The sequence below is a fragment of the Pseudonocardia sp. ICBG601 genome (genome assembly GCF_020496245.1).
On the sequence record NZ_JAHLJA010000036.1, the window covers coordinates 35,656 to 54,193 of the forward strand.

Genomic DNA, 18,538 nt, shown 5'->3' on the forward strand with positions numbered 1-18,538 from the left:
CGCGGCAGCACCTTCCAGCCACACACCGGCTGTACCGGATGGCGGTCCAGGTCGCCGACGGCCGAGAGCTGGCCGTCCTGGTCGATGGGCCGTGGCGGGGCCGCTGGTACTGGCGGGCCGACCTGGCCGCCATGCAGACCGCCGCCGCCCGCTACCCGGACGGCCATCCCGCCGCCGAACTCCGCACCTACCGGCCGAGCAACGAGTTCGTGCCGCACCCGGTCGAGGACGACATCACCGGACGCATCTGGCGCCACCACCCGCACCCAACCACCGCAACCGCCGCATCGAGCACCAGGAGGACCACGTGAGCACCCCCGACGACCAGGTTCCCGCAGGTCAGACCGAAGGTTCCCGATCCGGCACCTTCACCCCGACCGACGAGCCGACCGGCAGCACGGTTCCCGGCACCGACGGTGCTGCGATTCTCGACGACCTCGAGACCGCGCTCCGCCGCTACGTCGCCCTGCCCTCGGACGCCGCCGTCGTCGGCGTGGTGCTGTGGATCGCCGCGACCCACGCCCAACCGGCCTGGGCGCACGCCCCACGGCTGGTGGTGCGGGCGCCGGAGAAGCGCTGCGGCAAATCCCGCCTCCTCGACGTCGTCGAAGGCACCTGCCACCAGCCGTTCATCACCGTCAACGCCACCCCCGCAGCGGTCTACCGCTCCATCACCGCCGACCCACCCACCATGCTCGTCGACGAAGCCGACACCATCTTCGGACCCGCAGCCACAGGCCACGAAGACCTCCGCGGACTCCTCAACGCCGGACACCAACGCAACCGGCCCGCCAAGCGCTACGACCTCACCAAAAACCGGGTCGAGTCCATCTCGACGTTCGCGATGGCCGCCCTGGCCGGGATCGGACGCATGCCCGACACCATCGAAGACCGCGCTGTGGTCGTCCAGATGCGCCGCAGAGCACCCGGAGAAACCGTCGCACCGTATCGACACCGACGAGACCGCCCGAAGCTTCAGAAGCTTGCTGAGCGCCTGAACGGCTGGCTCCGCGACGACTTGTCTGCCCTGGAGGCGGCTGAGCCGGTGATGCCGGTCGAGGACCGGGCCGCCGACACCTGGGAACCACTCATCGCCATCGCCGACCACGCAGGCGGGCACTGGCCCGACCGCGCACGCGCCGCGATCCTCGACCTCCAGGACGAAGACACCGGCGACGACCGATCCGAACGCATCCGCCTCCTCGCCGACTGCCACACCGCCTTCGCCGACGAACACGCACTGCCGACCATGCGGCTCCTCCAGCAACTCCGCGCCGACCCAGAGGCACCCTGGGCCGATTACGGACCACGCGGCGAAGGACTCACCGCCATGCGCCTCGGCAAGCTGCTGGGCGAGTACGGCATCCAGCCCACACAGATGCGGCTCCCTGGGCTGGGTCGAACCAGAGGCTTCCACCGCGCCGCTTTCGCTGACGCCTGGCGGCGCTACACACCCGACCTGGTTACCGACCGTGCTGTCGCTTCCACAGAAGCGATCGAGCCAGCGTCATAGCTGGTCAGCCCACGTTCAGGGTGATCTTCGGCGCGTGTGAGCGCGCTGGCCGTTGAGGGGGTGGCACGGCTTGAGCCGTGCCACCCCCTCAAGCCGTGCCAGGGGAAAATGGGTATTGACCTGGGTAAACAGTAGGGGTGGCACGGCTGTCTCGGCTTGTCTCGGCTTGGGGGTCGTTTCGGGACATCCCACAGAATCTCACTCTACGTGACCGGGGATGCGGTGCTCTGCGGCAGCGGCCCATTCGCCGTTGCGGCGAGCGTCGTAGAGCAGCCGGCAGACCGCACCTCGGGAGTAGCCGGTCCGGCTTGCGATCTCACCGCAGGTGAGCCCCTGGAGCTTGAGGTCGATGACCGTGGTCCGGCGCAGTCGGGCGCGATGCTCATAGGCGGCGCGCGGTTCCGCTACTAGACGCACGACTGTGCGCTCACTGACGCCGACCTTTTCTGCGATCTCGCGAGCAGTCCGCGGACCGGGACGCCGCCGGGGATCAAGGGCGGTCACTTGAAGACCTCTCCCTGAATCAGGGAAAGCGTCCTCCGCTGCTCAAGTGTCAGAGCCATTCCGCGCACGAGTCCCCCGGGCCGCCCGTCGCTCGTAAGTCCTCCGGGTCGGCTGTCCCCGACGAGGCCTCCGTTGCGGCCGGAGCTTGCTCGTCCTCCTTTGCGGCCGCGTGCGGCTTGGATGGCGGAGAATGCGGCGTCGTAGGCGGCGGGGCCGTCGTTCCACATGCGGGAGTAGTTGATGGTCCAGTCGGAGATCGACCGGGAGATGTGGCCGAGTTCGTTACCACCCAGGGGGATGGGGAAGTCGGCGTTGAGGATCGCGACGTGTTTGGCGACAGCGGCGCGGTAGCCCTCAGGGTCGCCCCAGTGGTGGCGCATTTCCCGGTAGGCGAAGTGGCGGACCATGTGGAACAGGGTTTCGTTACGGGAATAGCCGACGGGTTCACGCCGCCGCTGGGCGTGCCAGCCTCGGCCGGGCATGTGTCCGGCGTCGCCGAGGATTCCGCCGAGGGTGGTGAGGGTGGCGGGTGTGTCGTGCATCCAGTGGGTGAGCCAGCGGGGGTGGAACGGGTTTTTGACTAGGCGGCCGGTGTAGTTCCGGTCCCCGCCGATCGCCGTTTGTAGGCCGTGTTCGATCGACAGGCCGTAGCGCAACGATCGCCGGGACCCGTAGTTGGTGATCTTGATCGGGACTTTCACGCACCAGATGCAGTGGGCGTGCCCGTTCACGGGGTTCTCGATGATCACGTTCGGGACGGGGTGGTTGTCGATGTAGGACAGGGCCCGCAGGACGGTGTCGGCCTGGTCGCCGTCGATGCCGATCATCCCCCACAGCGGCTTGGGGTTCAGCTCGACATGCATCCGGGTCATCGCCACCGCCCGGGTCTGCCGCCACACCCCGTCGTCGAACTCGTCCCGACATCGTCACCGAGAGTATTTGACCAGGAGACGCGGACACTGTCGGGACGTAACTGCTGGTCAGGCCACCTTCAGGGCGACCTTCGGCTCGCATGATCGGGCGATCCGTTGTGGGGGTGAGGCGGCTTAAGCCGCCTCACCCCCACAAGCCGCCTCACTCAAAATCGCGCTCTGAACTGTATGAATGGCGCAAGTGAGGCGGCTGAGGCGGCTTGTGACGGCTTGGGGTTCGTTTCGGGACATCCCCCGGAATTTCACTCTGTGTAGCCGCTTAACAGGCGGCAAGGCCGTCGAAGGGGGTGTCCTTGATCAGTGGCATCGCGTGACTGACGCGACCGTTCGGCGCGAGGACATAGCACTGCGAGTCGTTAGCCCAACGGATGAGGACCTGGACGCGTTGCTGGACTGCGCAGCTGTTCGTGACGTGCACGGTTTGAGTCACGATGCCGGGCGGGTCGAGCGCGGCTGTGACGCACGGCGGGGGAGGGGCGGCCCGGGCGATGCGAGTGGGGTGGTCGGAGGAGCGCTCGGCAGCAGGCTCGACGTACCCGTTCTCGATGACGTAGCTACCTCAGGGCCCCGGCAAAGTCGTGATGGGTGGGGGCTGAGCTGCGGTGACGTGCGGGGTGGGGGTGGGTGCGGACACAGGCTTGGCGTGATCATGAGGGTGTCGAATCCTTGCTCACGTCAGGAAGCCTGTGTCCGCAGTGTCAGTGTCTCCGATCGTTGCTGCTCTGGAAGGCCTGGAGGTCGGTCCTGACGCGGGGAGAGCCGCGCCGGTCGGTGAGGCGGCGGGGTTGTCGCTGGTGGAGGCCCTGTCGCGAGTGCCGGACCCGCGGAAACCACGCGGTGTCCGCCACGGTGTCCTCGCGGTGTTGCTACTGGGGGCGTGCGCGGTGTTGGCGGGGGCCCGGTCGTTCACCGCGATCGCCGAGTACGCCCATGACGTCGGCCGCGCCGTGCTGGACGTGCTCGGGGTGGGCGCGGTCGCTCCGCACGAGTCGACCATCCGCCGGGTCCTGCAACGGGTCGACGCCTCGGCGCTGGAGGCGGCGTTGCAGTCCTGGGTGTTGCCCCAGCTCAGCGCCCAGCCGGCCCCGGAGGGCACACCCCGGCGAGAACAGCGTCGCGTGCTGGCCTTGGACGGCAAGACCCTGCGCGGCGCCCGCGTCCGTGCCGCCGACGGCAGGGTCTGGCTCCCGCATCTGGTGTCGGTGCTCGACCAGACCAGCGGTGGCGTGCTCGGCCAGGTTCAGGTCGCAGAGAAGGGCAGCGAGATCACCGCGTTCACCGCGCTGCTCGACCCCCTCGACCTCGACGATGTACTGGTCACCGCGGACGCTCTGCACACCCAGCGAGCCCACGCCGACTACCTACACCGCCGCGGCGGGCACTACCTGATGACGATCAAAGCGAACCAGCCCACGCTGCTCGCGCGGGTACGGGCGCTGCCCTGGACCCAGATCGGCGTCGCTGATCGTCAACGCGGGCGTGGGCACGGCCGCGTCGAGACCCGCACGATCAGCGTGGTCAGCCTGCACCCCTGTCCCGACCTGGGCGCAGAGTTCTTCCCCCACGCATCCCAGGCGATCAAGCTGGTGCGCCGGCGTCGCCCACTGCGGCCTGGCGGGAAGTGGAGAACCGAGACCGCCTACGCGATCACCAGCCTGACCAGCACCGACGCCGATCCAGGACTGCTCGCCCGCTGGATCCGTGGGCACTGGTCGATCGAGAATCGCCTGCACTGGGTCCGTGATGTCTGCTTCGACGAAGACCGCGCCACCGCCCACACCGGTCACGCCCCGCAGGTCATGTCGGCGTTGCGGAACCTCGCGATCACCGCGCTACGCCTGCACGGCGTCAGCAACATCGCCGCAGCACTCCGCCACCACGCCCGCGACCCCCATCGACCACTGACCACCTACAAGATCATCTAGCGACTTTGCCGGGGCCCTGACGACCAGATACAGACTTCGAGGGCTACACGCGGAGACCGCGAACACCGCTATTCGCTTTCCTTCGACATCTCACGCCTGGCCCGCCGCTTCTTTATCGCACGCACGATTGTAAGCGTCAGAACTACTCCAACTTGCATATGGAACATTCCCTGCTTCCACAGGACGTGAATATTTCCGACCACGAACTGAGTGCATACCCAGATCGCCAGGCCAAGCCATGCCCCACGAAGAGCAAAGGAAAGCCGCTTCACCACTTCATGTTCAGAAATACCATTCTGCATGCCTGTACTCCCAGATCAGCACGCCGCTACAGCGCCCGTAAGCCCGCCGCCGATCCCGCCACCAACAGCACCAATAGCTCCTCCGGGGACGGAACCGGCAATAGGAATCGTCACTGCCCCCACAGCAGCCCCGCCAAGCCCAACCGTCGTTGCCCCAGAGACAGCGCCACCAGCAATACCGGCAGCGCACTTCCCCCAGTCCTTCCACCACCCATAGGGAACGGCTTTGTCTCCTGGACTCTGATCATGAGATGACGGAATCACTCGAACAACCGAAGGAGACACCAGTTCATACTGCAAACGAACAGTCCCACGCTGATCGCTCGAAGCCGTCGAGGGGAGAGTTTCGAGAGTGTCGTTCCCGAGCTTCAGGGTCGTAACACTTCCCTGCTTTACGAAATGAACTTCAGGCGACACTTTCAGCAGCAACGTTTCGCCATCAGCCTGCGCCGTGTAAGTAAAATGATCCGGACTGGGCGACAGTGATGCAAAGCTATTGCCAACCTCGGCCGCCCCCTCGGCGAAATGCGCAGATTCAGCCGAAGCGATCCCAGTGGCCGACCCCATCGCAACAGCGACAGTCAACACAGTCCCGATAACACGAGACGCACACGCGAACTTCTTCGTTCCCATGACCGCATGGGAACACACCCCCCCCCGTTGGTCAAGAAGCATCCTTCGGCGTAATCATGTGAACACGCTCAGCCACTACGGACAGATACACCCAAACCAGCTCAAACCACCCACTCCCGTCGCAGTCAGTTGACCTTGACCTTTACCTTTTCCAAACCATGGAACTACGTACTGACGATCATGGCCGCTCCGCGACCACCTGCCGCTGGGTCGGGCTGGCGCCCGACACCTCGACCGACCGTCAGCGAAGCAGGGTGGTTGAAGTGTCGGGCGCCAGCCCGACCCACCGGGCACCACCACCACAGGTCCACCCGCCATGACCGACCGGACCCACCCCCGAAGCGCGTCAATACCGCCTCTCAGGCGCTTCCAGCCAGGTCAAAGCCCCATCAAAGCCGATCAGCACGTCTCCTCACCCGCCCCCGGCGTCCGTCACAGGGCCACCATCAGCCCGGCACGACGACCCGAGAGCCCCCAGGCCCGAACCCCCGGAGATGATCTATGCAAATCCGGGGAAATCCGGGCCGCTAATAAGCAAATCCGAGACCCAAGACGATCTCCAGCGACAGGGTCGGGCACCGACCCAGACGATGCCCGACCTCTCACGACAGCGCGGCACCGAACCTAACCTCAACCACTCACACCTAACGTCCAGCAAACGCAACAGTCAGCCGCTCCACCCGCCGAAACAGCTCGCCGCACGAATCAACAATCCCACCCCCCCAACACTCGCCTGAAATCGCGGAGCCAGTCGCGCCAACACCGTGCTCAGCCCCGGACTGGTCCTAGCGCAAAAGGGTCTGCATCCGTAACGCTCACAACCGCAGCCCTCCGGCACCACAAGCAGCAAAAGAGAGGCCGGGGGGACGCTCAGCAACATCTACGGAACACCGCAACCTGGGGCGCCGGTAAGGGAGTTGTCACCAGCCGCAAACGAGTCGATCATTGCTGGTCAGCGGGTTTATTTTCGGTGAGGTTGCGGTAGAGGGTGGCGCGGCTGACGCCGAACGCGGCTGCGATCTGGTCGGCGGTCTGGCCGGTGTCGAGGGCGGCCTGGGCCGCGGCGAGCTGGTTGGGGTCGAGTTTGCGGGGTCGGCCGGGCAGTTTGCCCGTGGCTGCGGTGGCCTCGCGGGCGTGGGCGGCGCGTTCGCGCATGAACACTCGTTCCATGTGTGCGAACAGCGCCAGTAGCGCGACGGCGAGTTCGGCCATCGGCGAGTCGTCGGTGGTGTCGATCGGGATCGGGTCCTTCAGGGTCTTGATCCCGATGCCCTGCTCGCGCAGCTCGTGCACGACGTTGAGGCATTCGCGCAGATTGCGGCCGAGTCGGTCGAGGTTGGTCGCGATGATCGTGTCGCCGGAGCGGGCGTAGCGGCGCAGCTCGGTGAAGCCGGGCCGGTCGATGGTGGCGCCGGTCTTCTTGTCGGTGTAGATCCGCTCGTCGGGTATGCCGTGGTGGCCCAGGGCGTCGAGCTGTCGTTCGAGGTCCTGGTGTGTGGTCGAGCCGCGGGCGTAGCCCAGTTCCATCACGTCACCGTCCTGGCCTGGTCCCGGTCGGCATCCAGGGCGGCGGCGATCCGCGGGTCGGTAATGGCGGACTCGCCGGTCATGATCGTCTCGTTTCCTCCCGCAACTGTCTCATAAGTTTACCATGTGGCCGTGTTTCGAGGCGGTGTTTCGACGTTAGATTGTGAGACAGCGTGACCTGGGGTGATGTCGATGTCCGAACTCGCCTGCACGCTGTCGCGGAACCTTGGTTTCGAGACCGGCCAGTCAGCCGCTGGAGGCGGCGGCGGCCAGGCGCAGACGGGCGTCCATGTTCAGCCGCACCTCGCCGTAGGGCAGCACGTGCGCCCAGAACAGCGGCGTCAGCCCGCGCCGATCCTCAGCGGTGAGCGCGTCGTCCCACTCGGAGCCAGCGAGCAGGTCCTGGATCATCAGGGTGTTCACGTACACCAGGGCGGCCTGCAAGATCCGCAGGCACAGCACGCTCATCTCCTGCTCGTCGCGCCGGTTGGTGGCCAGGTCCCCGCCCTTGCCGTAGAAGATGACCGCGTTGGCCCGATTCCACGACTCGACCACGTTCAGGCCCTCGTGGATCTCTCGCTGGAGTGCCCGGCTGTGCAGGTAACGGGCCAAGAAGATGGTCTTTTGCGCCCGGCCCAGCTCGATCATCGCCTGGTAGGTCGGGTGCGCTGCGTTGGCCTTCATGAATCGCCGCAGGATCGCCTCGGTCGAGGCGGTGCCCACGCGGATCGCGGTGGCGTACTTGAGCATCTGGTCGTACTGCTCAGCGATGCGGGGCCTTGACCCCGGATCTTGGACACGGTGGTTGATTACGCGGCTGTGGCTGTGACGGTAGCCCGGAGGGCCTGTTCGTAGGTGTTCGGGGACAGGTGCTGGCAGTAGGAGTGCCGTCGGCGGGTGTTGTAGCGGGTCAGCCATCTGAAGACCTGCCGTCGGCAGGTGGCCGCGTCGGGCCAGCAGGTGCTGTCCTGGAGGACCTCGCGTTTGACGGTGGCGTTGAACGACTCGGCCAAGGCGTTGTCCGCCGACGACCCGACCGCGCCCATGGAACGGGTCACCCCGAGCCGGTCGCAGAGCTCGGCGTAGGCACTCGAGGTGTAGACCGCTCCGTGGTCGCTGTGGAAGACCGCCCCGCGCAGCGACCCACGAGCCCGTTCCGCGGCGTGGAGCGCGTCGTTGACCAGGTCGGTGCGCATGTGATCAGCCAGGGCCCAGCCGGCGAGTTTGCGGGAGCAGCAGTCGATCACCGTGGCCAGATACAGGTTCGTCCCGCCTGCGAGGGGCAGGTAGGTGATGTCACCGACGTAGACCTGGTTCGGTGCTGGGGCGGTGAAATCCCGCCTGAGCAGGTCGGGCACCGTCTGCCGGGGCTGCTCGACGATCGTGGTGTGCACGCGGCGTCGGCGGCGGTAGCCGGCGATCCCGGCCGCGCGCATGACCCGCGCGACGCGTTTGTGGTTGACCCGATCGGCGGCGGCGACACCGTCGTTGAGCTCTGTGGTGGCCCGCGGCGCACCGATGGTGTTGTCGCCGTCATGGATCGTCTGGATCCGCGCCACCAACACCGCATCACCAGCGGCCCGCCGCGCCCGGACCGGGGCCGCAGCCAACCAGGCGTAGAACGACGACCTCGAGACGTGCACGAGCTCGCACAACCGCTTCACCTCGAAGGTGTGCCGGTGGTCAGCGACGAACTGGAAGCGGGTCACCAGCGCGTCTCCCCCGCGAAATACTTGGCCGCCCGCTGCAGGATCTCCCGCTCGGCGGTCAGCTTCTTCTCGCTGATCTCGAGTTCACGGACCCGGGCCTCGAGACGGGCGATCTTCTGCCTCGGTGGTTCCTCCCCACCCAGGCCCGACCCCGGCGTGGTACGCATGGGCTGTACCGGGCTGGGGCAGCTACTGCCATCAGCTGCGGTCTTGTTCCCCGTGCCGTGGATCGTGAGCCAGTCCCGCAACGTGCCCCGCGCGATGCCCAGGTCGTCGGCGATACCACGGACGGTGGCACCCGGGGTGGACTCATACAGATCAACAGCCTGCCGACGGAACTCGTCGGTGAAACTCTTCCTGGCCATGATCGCTGGATCATCTCGCTTCCCCAGCAGTGCTGGAATCAGCGTGTCCAAGATCTGGGGTCAAGCCCCGCGGTCCCACCGGACCGGGCGGGTCATCGCCGGTGCCAGACCCGGCCAGGCGTCTGGCTCGCCAGCAGCCGGGCGGTACAGCTTGACCTTGTTGATCCGCTTGATCCTCGGCAGCAGGTCGAACCCGAGCAGCTTCGTGATGCCGAACCCGATCTCGGACTGACCATGCGTGTCCACGTAATTGGCCTCGACCTGCATGTCGGTGCCATGCCGGATCGCGCCGTCGACCATCGCGTGCACCTCGGAGGCCGAGCAGTTCAGCCGCTGCGAGTGGATCACCACGGAGCCGCGCTCGACGTGCCAGTAGATCAGCACCCCTCGGCCGCCGTAGCGGGAGTGCCACTCGGTGAAGATGTTCTGGTCGAACGCGCCGAAGTGAGTCGAGTCGCTGGCCACGGCGGTGGATCCGTCGCCCCACAGTGTCTGCTGGCGGGCGGCGAAGGTGGCGTTGGCGATCTCGATCGCGATCTGCCGCGCGGCCTCGGTGCTCAGGTAGCGGCGCCGGGCGTAGCGAATCTCGTCCTCGGAATGCCCGTGCTCGCCGCCGGCGACCGCACGGATGCCGGTGTTGGTGCCGTACCCGTAGATAGCCAGCAGCAACCGCTCGGCCAGCACGTGCTCGGGCAAGGTGCCGCGGTCGGCGACCGAGGTCACCGCCGACAGGCAGCCGGTGCGCAGCACCGCCTCCTTGAGCATGTCGATCAGCGGCACCGTGCCCCACCGGGCCTGCACAGCCTGCTTGAGCCGGCGCAGGTTGCGCGGCTCCGGCGAGGCCTCCAGCGGGGCCAGCTTGACCGCGCCAGCCGCGCGGTCGCTAATCGACAACCAATCGCAGCCCGGCAGGGCGGTGTGCAGGGCCTCCAGCTCGGCGCGCATCTCGGCTTGCAGGTCGGCGATGAACTGGCTGGGGTCCAGCGGCTTGCGCAGCGCCTGGTAGTGCTCGACGCGATGGTCCTCGAAATCGGTCGGAAGGTCTTCGGCCGGGTTGCGCCAGGTGTCCGCGCCGACGACCCAGATTTCCTTGCACCGCAACTGCTCGCGTAGCGCCTGGAAGGTGCACACCTCGTAGACCATGCGCACGACCCGTTGCCGGCGGCGCTTGTCGTCCTTGTAAACCAGCGCCTCCCAGTCCTCGCTCAGGCCGCGATGGACCGGGATGTGCTCGCCGGCCGGGTAGTAGTGCAGGTTCCCGGCGCTGGCGTAGCGGGTGATCAGCTCCAGCGCGTCGAGCACCGGCCGGTGGGTGGTGTTGTTGCTGCGGAACTCCAGCACGTCCAGCAGCTTGATCAGCCCAGTCCGGTAGTGGTTGGTGTAGGAGCCCTTCAGCGTGGCCTTCACGGTGCGCTGGTAGGTCGGCCCGGAGGACTTGAACTCCGCGATCAGGTCGGCCAGCACGGCCTGCGGCGCGACCGGGAACACGGTGTCGCGCACGAGCTGGTCGCCGGCGTTCACGGTCGCCTCGGCGACCCGGAACAGCAAGTTCTCCTTGCCGGTGACCCGCTTGAACTCCTTGATCAGCTCCTTGGTCACCCGGACCTCGGCGCGGGCGTTGATCCGGTGCACGGTGGAGATCAGCAGCTCGACCAGCGTGTCGGTGATCTCCCGTTCCCGGCAGTGCAACAACGCCGCCAGCAGGGCCAGCGTCACCTCAGGCGCGTGTCCGCGCAGGTGGCTGGGCGCCTCGACCGCCGCCCGCGCCCGCCAGGCGGCGACCACCTTCGGGGCGATGTCGGCGAACACGCCGGCTGACAGGCCGACCGCCCGTACCGCTTCCAGCTTGGCGATCTCGGTCAACATCGTGTTCAGGCTGACGTTGCCCGGATCGGACCGGATCGAGGCCAGCACCGCCGGCCCGTCACCGTCCCCGCCGGGTTGGCCGTCGTCATCGGCACCGGCCGCGACCAAGGCGAACAGCCGAACGCGCACCGCCTCGGATAAGCGGATCGCCACCCGTGCGAACAGCAGCTCCTCGCCGCGGTGCAGCGCCGAGCGCACGATCCGGTCGACGCGGCCGCCGGTGGGCGGCTCGATACGTTCCTCCCGGCACCGGTCCAGCAGCTGGTCACGGACACGTTCAGCGCCGCGCTCGGTCTGGGTGACGGTGGTGACCAGCCACTCGGTGAGCTTGTCGGCGTCGGCGACGCTGCACTCCCGGAACCCCAGTGTCCGGCGAATCTGGCTGCGATGGAACTCGATCGTGCGGCCGGACCAGTCGTAGAACGCCAGCTCGGTCACCGGCACACCGACCTGCCGGGCCACGTAGTCCACAGCGGCGTCGGGGATCTCGCTCCGGCTGCGGGGAAACCGGCCGTGCTCGGTGTAAAAGCGCAGCAACACCGCGAACCCGAGCCGCGTCGCGCCACGCTTGCCGGCCACCATCGCCAGCTCGGCCTCGACCAGCGTCCACCGATCGATCAGTTCGTCCTGACCCAGCTCACGCGCCACGCACGGACGCTACTCCCACCCCCCGGACACCGCCGCGACCAGAGATTCAGGGTCAAGCCCCCAGCGCTCGTTTGCGGCTGATGACACGATCCTTACCGGCACCCCGACATCAGCGCCACCGAGCTGTGCCGCCGGTTGGGCATCCACCGGAACCGGCCGATCGAGATCGTGTCGCGTCGGTTCCCCTGCTCGACCCTGTTCGGGTTCTGGGTCAAGACCAAGACCGTCGACCTGATCATCCACTCGCACGACCTGTCCGCGACCCAGCGCGACCACAGCATCCGGCACGAGACCGGACACATCGTCGCCGACCACACCGGGCAGACCACCCCCGAGCACAGCGAGATGCTGCGCATCCTGATGCCCACCCTCGACCCGGACGCCGTGGTCACCTACCTGGCCCGGACCGGGCACTACGTCGGCGCCGAATGGGAAGCCGAGACCTTCGCCCACATCCTCACCGAAGCCGCCTACACCCGCGCCCGGCAACGCGGGCGAGGCTTCTTCGAAACCGGGCTGTCCGGCCCTGTCCGCAGCATCTAGACAGCACTAGACGCCTTCACACAGCGACGATCGACAGGCAGGACGGTTCATTGGGATCGCTCGGCGGGATCATCCTCTGGGTAGCACTACTGATCTTGACCGGCTGGCGGTTGGCCGTCCTCGCCCGCGCCGACGAGCCCGCCGACTGGCACAAGGCCGTCGCGCTGCTGTTCGCGATCGCGGCCGCGTCGAACACCTTCAGTCTGCCACCGGTCAAAGCAGCGCTCGATACCGTGACACCCGGCCTGAGCTACCTGTGCGGCTACGTCCTGCTGGCCATCATGTACAGCGGCTTCGTCTACCTGTTCGCATCCGGCGAGAAGGCCCGGCCCCGCTGGGTGCGGTCGTTCCCCACCCAGCTCTCCATCGCCCTCGCCGTGTCCGCTGTCGTCGCGGGCCTGTGGCTGGCCACCCCCGCCGCCGAGCGCGCGACCCGGCTGCTCGACCTCGGCCGCCAGGACACGCCACTGCCCTACCTCGGGGTCTTCGTCCTCGGCAGCTACCTACTCGCCGCCAGCGCTCTCTGCGCCGCTCTGGCCTGGGGAGAGTCCCGCTACACCGTGCGCTGCGCACGCGGCGGCTACACCCTCGCCGGGATCGGCATGGCCGTCACCGGATTCGGCGGCGTCATCCTCCGTGTCCCGCTCGTCGCCGCCGCTTGGGCCACCCACACCCCGATCACCGACGCCGCGAACCTCCTACCACGCATCCTCAACCTCGCCGGGATCGCGCTACTACTGATCGGCCTCGGCATCGTCGCCGCCCACGACTCGGTCGAGCCCCGGCGGGCGTTCCTCGCGCTGCGACCGCTCTACCGAGCGCTCTGCGCTGTCTATCCGAAGCTCGCGCTCCGACCACCGGAGTCGTTCACCCGGGAACTGCTGCTCAGCAACGCCGAGATGCGTGACCGGTGGCCGCACCGCGCGATCGCCTGCCAAGACGGCCTCCTCCCCGTCGGGGCGCACGTCGCCCCCACCGACACCCACACCGACACGGCCCTCGACATCGACGAACAAGCCCGGCTCGTCCTGCTCGGTCTCGACCGCGCCGCACGCGGCGACGACCCCGGGAACCCCGACCAGCCCTGCCGCTTCGCCGTCCCAGCCGACGCCCACAACGTCGGCTTCGACAGCGAAGTCGAACACCTCATCGCCCTGTCCCGCGCCATCGCCCGCCAACAGAAGAAGCAGGCGCCGAGCCCCGACCGGGTCATCCGAAAAATCGGATGACCCCCTGCCCACCAGCACAAACACCCACCCAGGAGACTCACGTGTCTGTCGTGAAGATCAACGCCATCACCGTCCCCGACGGAGCCGGACCGGAGCTGGAGGCCCGGTTCGCCGCCCGCTTCGCTCAGGGCTGCATGAACGAGGTGCCCGGGTTCCTCGGCTACGAGCTGCTCCGCCCCGTCGCGGGCGACACCCGGTACTTCGTCTACACCCGCTGGGAGCACGACGCCGCCTTCCAGGCATGGCGCACCGTCGGCGCCGCGGCCGCGCACTGCGACAGCGACAGCGACCGCCCGCAGGTCGGGACCGGCGCTGACCTGCTGGAATTCGAAACCGTCCCCCTCGGAACCGCATCTGACACAGCACCTGGGACGGCATCTGAGGAAGGGACCGCGACCGCATGACCACCGCCACCGGGCTCCGTGTCCTCGCCGCCACCGGCGCCGCCGCGCTCACGCTCGGCGCGGCCGGAGCCGCGACCGCCGCCGAGGACATCCACTACGAGAAGGCCGGGACCTTCCCCGACGTCGCTGCCTGCGACGAACACCCCGACGGCACCGCCGACCTCTACCTCGTCCCGGCATAGACGTCAGGGTGCCGGTCTTGACCAACACCACCACCCAGACTGGGTCTGATGGGTAAGAAGAAGCAGCAGCGCCGGACGCCCCGCGACTGAAACGCCGTCGCCGGACCGCGCGGCAACCGCTAGCGGCCAGGGCTAGCGGCGGGACGGGCGGCCGAGGGCGAGGTAGACATACCGGCCGACCAGCACCGCGCCGGTGATCGCGACCATCACCGTCGCCACCGGCGCCACACCGACCACCACCGCACCGCCGACCAGCACCCCGGCCTCGGCCACCCCGGTCGCGATCAGCACCGCCGCCGGGCCCGGCCCGGGCCGGGTCACCACCGGAGCCTGCGCCGGGGCCGGGACCGCCGACGACGCCGGGACCGCCCACACCCAGTCCTGCGCCCGATCCTGCGCCTGAGCCTCCTGCAGCAGCTCATACGCTGCGGTGACCACCGCGAACCGGTCCGGATCACCACCGGCGTCGGGGTGCTCGCGGCGCACCGCCGCCCGCCACGCCGAACGCACCACCTCCGGTGACGCGGACGGGGCGACACCCAGGATCGCCGCCGCCCGCGCCACCTCGGGCCCCGTCACCAGACCGGTCCTCACCGCTGACCTCCCCCACCGTCGATGTCGCCGCCGATGTCGCCGCCGATGTCGCCGCCGATGTCGCCGCCGATGTCGCTGCCGCCGAGCCAGATGTCGGCGTCCGCCCCGACCCGACCAGCACCACCCTGACCAGCACCACCACCGCTACCGCTTCCTCCGCCGTCCCCGGAGCCGCTACCGCCCCGGTCTCGCCGGGCGTGGGCGTGACCGGCCATGAGCTGGCGGCGCGTCAACACCGGCCCCGACACCGGCTCCTCCACCCCGACCGCCTCGTCCAGCACCCGCGACCGCCCCGACAGCGGCGTCACCAGCCCGTAGACGACCTTGTCCGGGCTCGCCCACGCGACATGGTGCGGCGGCATCTGCCGCACCCGGTTCGGATCCAACAGGAACGCGTGCTGGCGGCGCACCGTCCCCGCCCCGCTGTACCCACCAGAGAACACCGAAGCGCCCCAACCCTCGTCCGACCCGGCGCCGACCAGCTGCAACCCGACCTCCCCGACCATCCTGGTCCCGAACCGGGCCGCCAACTCCTCCGCATTCGTCGTCCGCCCCACCAGCACCCCGCCACCCATCGCGCCGAGCAGCCGGTTCCGCTCCTGAGGCGACTCGGCCAGGCCCTCGACCGACTGCGCCGACACGATCACCGCACCACCCAATGAGCGCAGCCGCTCAACAAGGTTGATGACACTGCCCGCAACTTCACCCGAGACCGCTGAGAACTCGTCCAGCACGAACAACGCCTGACGCCGCCCGGCAGCCCCGGAACGAGCACCGCCGAGTTCGTAGGTGAGCAGCTCGATCAGCACCGCCGTCTTCGCCGCCGCCACGACCTCATCAGTCGTGCCCGGCACCGACACATACAACGCGTCGAAGTCCGACAACGGCGCCCCCGCATCGAAGTCCGCGCCCAACGACCGGAACAGGTCGCAGAACAGCATCAGGTCCGCATCCAGCGACGACGACCCCGACCCGCCACCCGACGGCTTACTCAACGCCCGGACCTGCCGCGACTCCACCGCGTGCCCCGCCCACGCCTCACTCAGCCACCGCCCGTCCAGACGCTCCAGGAACTCCACCGACGATCCCGGCGGCCCCTTCGGGGCATCCACCACCAGATGCAACAGGCCACGTTGCAGCACGTCATAGAAGCGGTGATCGGTTTTCGCGAGCTTGTGCAGCGACGCCCGCAACTGCCCCGGCGGCATCCGCCACATGTTCAACCGGGCCTCGAACGGGAACACCCCCACCCGCGCAGGCGAGAGCCCCAGGTCGGTCATCGCCTCCGCCCACGACCGCGCGTCCTCGGCCGCGTCCGGGCCTCCCTTCGCACCCAGGAACACCACCAACGGCCGACCCGACCCAAACGTCGGCCCCGGCGTCTGGGCGTACCGCGCCCACATCGCCTCCGCCCACCCGCAGCTCACACCTGACTTTGGTCACCCGAGCCTGGTTTCGCAGCTTGTACTGCGCTGAGCTGCGGTGATGTGTTTGCGCGGGAGCGGTGTGAGGCACTAATTCGGTGCTCTACGCTCGGTCAGGTGGCGTGGGTGAGGCGGGTACGGACGGCCTCCGGGGCGACCGCGGTCCAGATCGCCGAGTCCGTGCAGGGCCATCGACGGATCGTGGCCCATGTCGGGTCAGCGCACACCGAGGCCGAGCTGGGCCTGCTGGTCGAGCAGGCCCGTGGGCTGATCGACGACGCTGCACAGCAGGCCCTGGATCTGGGCGTCGCGCCGTCACCCCGGCGGGCCGAGCTGATCGCGCCCACCGCGGCCGGCGGTGCCACGCAGGAGGGGCTGTTCGGCCAGATGCCGCGGCGCGCCCCGAGCACCACAACCCGGCGGGTGGGTGCGCCGCAGGTGATCACGACCGGGTCGCGGGTGCTGTTCGACATCCTCGCCGAGGTCTACGCGGGCCTCGGGTTCGCAGAGGTCGCTGATGACACGTTCCGCGACCTGGTGATCGCCCGGATCGTCGAGCCCACGTCCATCCTGGACACCGGTCGGGTGCTGGCCGGTCTGGGCGTCACCGCGGCGAGCGAAAAGACGATGCGCCGCACCCTGCTGCGCTGCACCGGGCGCAGCTACCGCGACGAGATCGCGAGGGCCTGCTTCACCCACGCCCGTGGCAGTGGGGATGTGTCGTTGTGTCTCTACGACGTCACCACCCTCTACTTCGAGGCGGAGAAGGAGGACGACCTGCGCAAGGTCGGGTTCTCCAAGGAACGCCGGGTCGACCCGCAGGTCGTCGTCGGGCTGCTGGTCGATCGCGCAGGGTTCCCCCTCGAGATCGGCTGTTTCGAGGGCAACAAGACCGAGACCGCGACGATCCTGCCGATCATCGAGGCCTTCCGGGCCCGACACCAGCTGCCGGTCGAGCCGGGCGGGATGGTCGTGGTCGCCGACGCAGGGATGCTCTCGGCCGCGAACCTGCGCGACCTCGACGAGGCCGGCCTGCGGTTCATCGTCGGCTCCCGACTCACCAAGGCCCCGGTTGACCTGGAGTCGCACTTCCACTGGCACGGCGACGCCTTCGTCGACGGGCAGATCATCGACACCCTCACACCACGCGACCGCCGCACCGGGCGCAGCGAGAACAGCCCGAAGGTCAAGGCCGAGCCCGTCTGGAACCCCAACCAGCATCCGGGATCCTGGCGGGCGGTCTGGGCCTACTCCACGAAGCGGGCCGTCCGGGACCGGCGCACGTTGACCCTGCAGGAGAACCGGGCCCGCGAGGTCATCGCCGGCGAGAAGCCCGCGCGCACACCGCGGTTCGTCAAGGTCACCAACGGCTCCCGCGCCCTGGACGAGGCCTCCTTGGCTCGGGCATACCGGTTGGTCGGGTTGAAGGGCTACGTGACCAACATCCCGGCCGGCGGCGCAGCGGCCGGGGAGATCATCGGCGACTACCACGACCTCTGGCACGTCGAGCAGTCCTTCCGGATGAGCAAAACCGACCTACGCGCCCGCCCGATGTTCCACCACCAACGCCAGTCCATCGAAGCGCACCTGACCATCGTGTTCACCGCCCTCGCAGTCGCCCGCGAGATCCAGAACCGCACCGGGCTCACCATCCGCAACGTCGTCCGCCAGCTCCGACCACTGCGCTCGGCCACCATCGCCATCAACGGCACCCAGCAGACCTTCCCGCCCGCCGTCCCCGCCGACAAACAGGCCCTCCTCGACGCGCTCCGTCAGCCCGCGGCGAAGCACTAAGACAAGTGACCGAAGTCAGGTCACACGTTCCAACAACGTCGTCTTCCCCGCACCGGTCTGCGCCACCACCGCCATGTGCAGCGCGACCTGCGACAACGGCAGCTCCAACCACGGCTCCGACCGCTTCGCCAGCACCTCCGACAGCAATTCCGCATGCGGAAACACCGTCTCCGTGCGCGGACCCAGCACCACCGAGGACTCCCCGTCCCGACCGGTCCGGGTCAACGGAGAGATCACCGACCGATCCCGCCCCACCACCGCAGCGATGTCGCACAACCGCCGGCCAGCGGCCAACCCCCGGGAGATCTCCTCCCGATCAGCCAAAGTCAACAGTTTCCGCACGTCATGAGGCTTATTCAGGGCCCGTGAAATAACGATCTAGCCCGGCGTGTCGGGTTGGGCGACAGCCCGTCCATCGCGAAGATTGGTTTGTCGAATCAATCC

18 protein-coding genes are annotated in these 18,538 nt (G+C 68.2%); 8 read left to right on the plus strand and 10 right to left on the minus strand.

The features are described from left to right. The first annotated feature begins 38 nt into the window (after positions 1-38). Together KPL57_RS13645 and KPL57_RS13650 are read left to right on the plus strand one after the other, a co-directional pair. A complete protein-coding gene (locus tag KPL57_RS13645; RefSeq protein WP_226351892.1) occupies positions 39-311 on the plus strand; it encodes a hypothetical protein in 273 nt (90 codons plus the stop codon). Then, positions 308-1,513 carry a DUF3631 domain-containing protein gene (locus KPL57_RS13650; protein ID WP_226351893.1) on the plus strand — a complete coding sequence of 402 codons (1,206 nt, stop codon included), beginning with the start codon at positions 308-310 and terminating at the stop codon, positions 1,511-1,513. Before KPL57_RS13645 ends, KPL57_RS13650 begins: the two co-directional genes overlap by 4 nt. Before the next feature lie 198 nt (positions 1,514-1,711). Here KPL57_RS13650 and KPL57_RS13655 read toward each other — a convergent pair whose 3' ends face one another. Together KPL57_RS13655 and KPL57_RS13660 are read right to left on the minus strand one after the other, a co-directional pair. After that, complete coding sequence (locus tag KPL57_RS13655; RefSeq protein WP_226351894.1) at positions 1,712-2,017, minus strand: hypothetical protein; 306 nt, start codon at positions 2,015-2,017, stop codon at positions 1,712-1,714. Continuing rightward, a complete protein-coding gene (locus KPL57_RS13660; protein ID WP_226351972.1) occupies positions 2,014-2,889 on the minus strand; it encodes a replication initiation protein in 876 nt (291 codons plus the stop codon). Before KPL57_RS13660 ends, KPL57_RS13655 begins: the two co-directional genes overlap by 4 nt. 761 nt (positions 2,890-3,650) lie before the next feature. On the opposite strand from KPL57_RS13660, the gene KPL57_RS13665 reads away from it, so the two are divergent. Then, on the plus strand, positions 3,651-4,874 hold the full coding sequence (locus KPL57_RS13665; RefSeq protein WP_226350739.1) for an ISAs1 family transposase: 1,224 nt from the start codon (positions 3,651-3,653) through the stop codon (positions 4,872-4,874). Between the two features lie 317 nt (positions 4,875-5,191). On the opposite strand, the gene KPL57_RS13670 is transcribed toward KPL57_RS13665, so the two are convergent. From KPL57_RS13670 to KPL57_RS13690, 5 genes are all read right to left on the minus strand, one after another. Further along, positions 5,192-5,809, minus strand: a complete 618-nt coding sequence (locus KPL57_RS13670) for a hypothetical protein (protein WP_226351895.1) — start codon at positions 5,807-5,809, stop codon at positions 5,192-5,194. A 942-nt stretch (positions 5,810-6,751) separates the two neighbouring features. Further along, positions 6,752-7,336 (minus strand): recombinase family protein, encoded by a 585-nt coding sequence (locus KPL57_RS13675; RefSeq protein WP_226351896.1) that lies wholly within the window; start codon positions 7,334-7,336, stop codon positions 6,752-6,754. Positions 7,337-7,582: 246 nt separating this feature from the next. Continuing rightward, entirely contained in the window at positions 7,583-8,254 is a 672-nt protein-coding gene (locus tag KPL57_RS13680; RefSeq protein ID WP_226351897.1) for a transposase, read from the minus strand. Further along, positions 8,146-9,410, minus strand: a protein-coding gene (locus KPL57_RS13685; protein ID WP_226351113.1) for an IS3 family transposase whose coding sequence is annotated in 2 segments (ribosomal slippage) — positions 8,146-9,059 and positions 9,059-9,410 — 1,266 coding nt in all. Because the reading frame shifts where the segments join, the coding sequence is not laid out codon by codon here. The genes KPL57_RS13680 and KPL57_RS13685 overlap by 109 nt, the downstream gene beginning before the upstream one ends. Before the next feature lie 60 nt (positions 9,411-9,470). Beyond that, positions 9,471-11,924, minus strand: a complete 2,454-nt coding sequence (locus KPL57_RS13690) for a Tn3 family transposase (RefSeq protein ID WP_226351898.1) — start codon at positions 11,922-11,924, stop codon at positions 9,471-9,473. Positions 11,925-12,092: 168 nt separating this feature from the next. On the opposite strand from KPL57_RS13690, the gene KPL57_RS13695 reads away from it, so the two are divergent. Genes KPL57_RS13695 through KPL57_RS13710 form a run of 4 tightly spaced genes read left to right on the plus strand, consistent with a single transcriptional unit; the run spans position 12,093 to position 14,282 of the window. Continuing rightward, complete coding sequence (locus KPL57_RS13695; protein WP_226351899.1) at positions 12,093-12,467, plus strand: hypothetical protein; 375 nt, start codon at positions 12,093-12,095, stop codon at positions 12,465-12,467. Next, entirely contained in the window at positions 12,353-13,696 is a 1,344-nt protein-coding gene (locus KPL57_RS13700) for an MAB_1171c family putative transporter (RefSeq protein WP_308252870.1), read from the plus strand. The genes KPL57_RS13695 and KPL57_RS13700 overlap by 115 nt, the downstream gene beginning before the upstream one ends. A gap of 41 nt (positions 13,697-13,737) precedes the next feature. Next, a complete protein-coding gene (locus KPL57_RS13705) occupies positions 13,738-14,100 on the plus strand; it encodes an antibiotic biosynthesis monooxygenase (RefSeq protein WP_226351901.1) in 363 nt (120 codons plus the stop codon). Beyond that, positions 14,097-14,282, plus strand: a complete 186-nt coding sequence (locus tag KPL57_RS13710) for a hypothetical protein (protein ID WP_226351902.1) — start codon at positions 14,097-14,099, stop codon at positions 14,280-14,282. Before KPL57_RS13705 ends, KPL57_RS13710 begins: the two co-directional genes overlap by 4 nt. Positions 14,283-14,414: 132 nt before the next feature. Here the strand turns inward: KPL57_RS13710 and KPL57_RS13715 are convergent, their stop codons facing one another. After that, positions 14,415-14,861, minus strand: a complete 447-nt coding sequence (locus KPL57_RS13715) for a DnaJ domain-containing protein (protein WP_226351903.1) — start codon at positions 14,859-14,861, stop codon at positions 14,415-14,417. Between the two features lie 11 nt (positions 14,862-14,872). After that, positions 14,873-16,156, minus strand: a complete 1,284-nt coding sequence (locus KPL57_RS13720) for a TraG/TraD/VirD4 family protein (RefSeq protein ID WP_226351904.1) — start codon at positions 16,154-16,156, stop codon at positions 14,873-14,875. A 261-nt stretch (positions 16,157-16,417) separates the two neighbouring features. Between KPL57_RS13720 and KPL57_RS13725 the strand changes: the two genes are divergently transcribed. Then, on the plus strand, positions 16,418-18,094 hold the full coding sequence (locus tag KPL57_RS13725) for an IS1634 family transposase (protein ID WP_226350710.1): 1,677 nt from the start codon (positions 16,418-16,420) through the stop codon (positions 18,092-18,094). A gap of 15 nt (positions 18,095-18,109) precedes the next feature. Here the strand turns inward: KPL57_RS13725 and KPL57_RS13730 are convergent, their stop codons facing one another. Then, positions 18,110-18,436 carry a helix-turn-helix domain-containing protein gene (locus KPL57_RS13730; RefSeq protein ID WP_226351905.1) on the minus strand — a complete coding sequence of 109 codons (327 nt, stop codon included), beginning with the start codon at positions 18,434-18,436 and terminating at the stop codon, positions 18,110-18,112. Positions 18,437-18,538: the final 102 nt, after the last annotated feature.

Bases quoted from the DNA above. Each gene is read 5' to 3' on its own strand.
- KPL57_RS13720 (WP_226351904.1), bottom strand. From the start codon at position 16,156: ATGACCGACCTGGGGCTCTCGCCTGCGCGGGTGGGGGTGTTCCCGTTC.
- KPL57_RS13680 (WP_226351897.1), bottom strand. From the start codon at position 8,254: ATGGCTGACCCGCTACAACACCCGCCGACGGCACTCCTACTGCCAGCA.
- KPL57_RS13710 (WP_226351902.1), top strand. From the start codon at position 14,097: ATGACCACCGCCACCGGGCTCCGTGTCCTCGCCGCCACCGGCGCCGCC.
- KPL57_RS13670 (WP_226351895.1), bottom strand. From the start codon at position 5,809: ATGGGAACGAAGAAGTTCGCGTGTGCGTCTCGTGTTATCGGGACTGTG.
- KPL57_RS13645 (WP_226351892.1), top strand. From the start codon at position 39: ATGGCGGTCCAGGTCGCCGACGGCCGAGAGCTGGCCGTCCTGGTCGAT.
- KPL57_RS13660 (WP_226351972.1), bottom strand. From the start codon at position 2,889: ATGACCCGGATGCATGTCGAGCTGAACCCCAAGCCGCTGTGGGGGATG.
- KPL57_RS13700 (WP_308252870.1), top strand. From the start codon at position 12,353: ATGGGAAGCCGAGACCTTCGCCCACATCCTCACCGAAGCCGCCTACAC.
- KPL57_RS13675 (WP_226351896.1), bottom strand. From the start codon at position 7,336: ATGGAACTGGGCTACGCCCGCGGCTCGACCACACACCAGGACCTCGAA.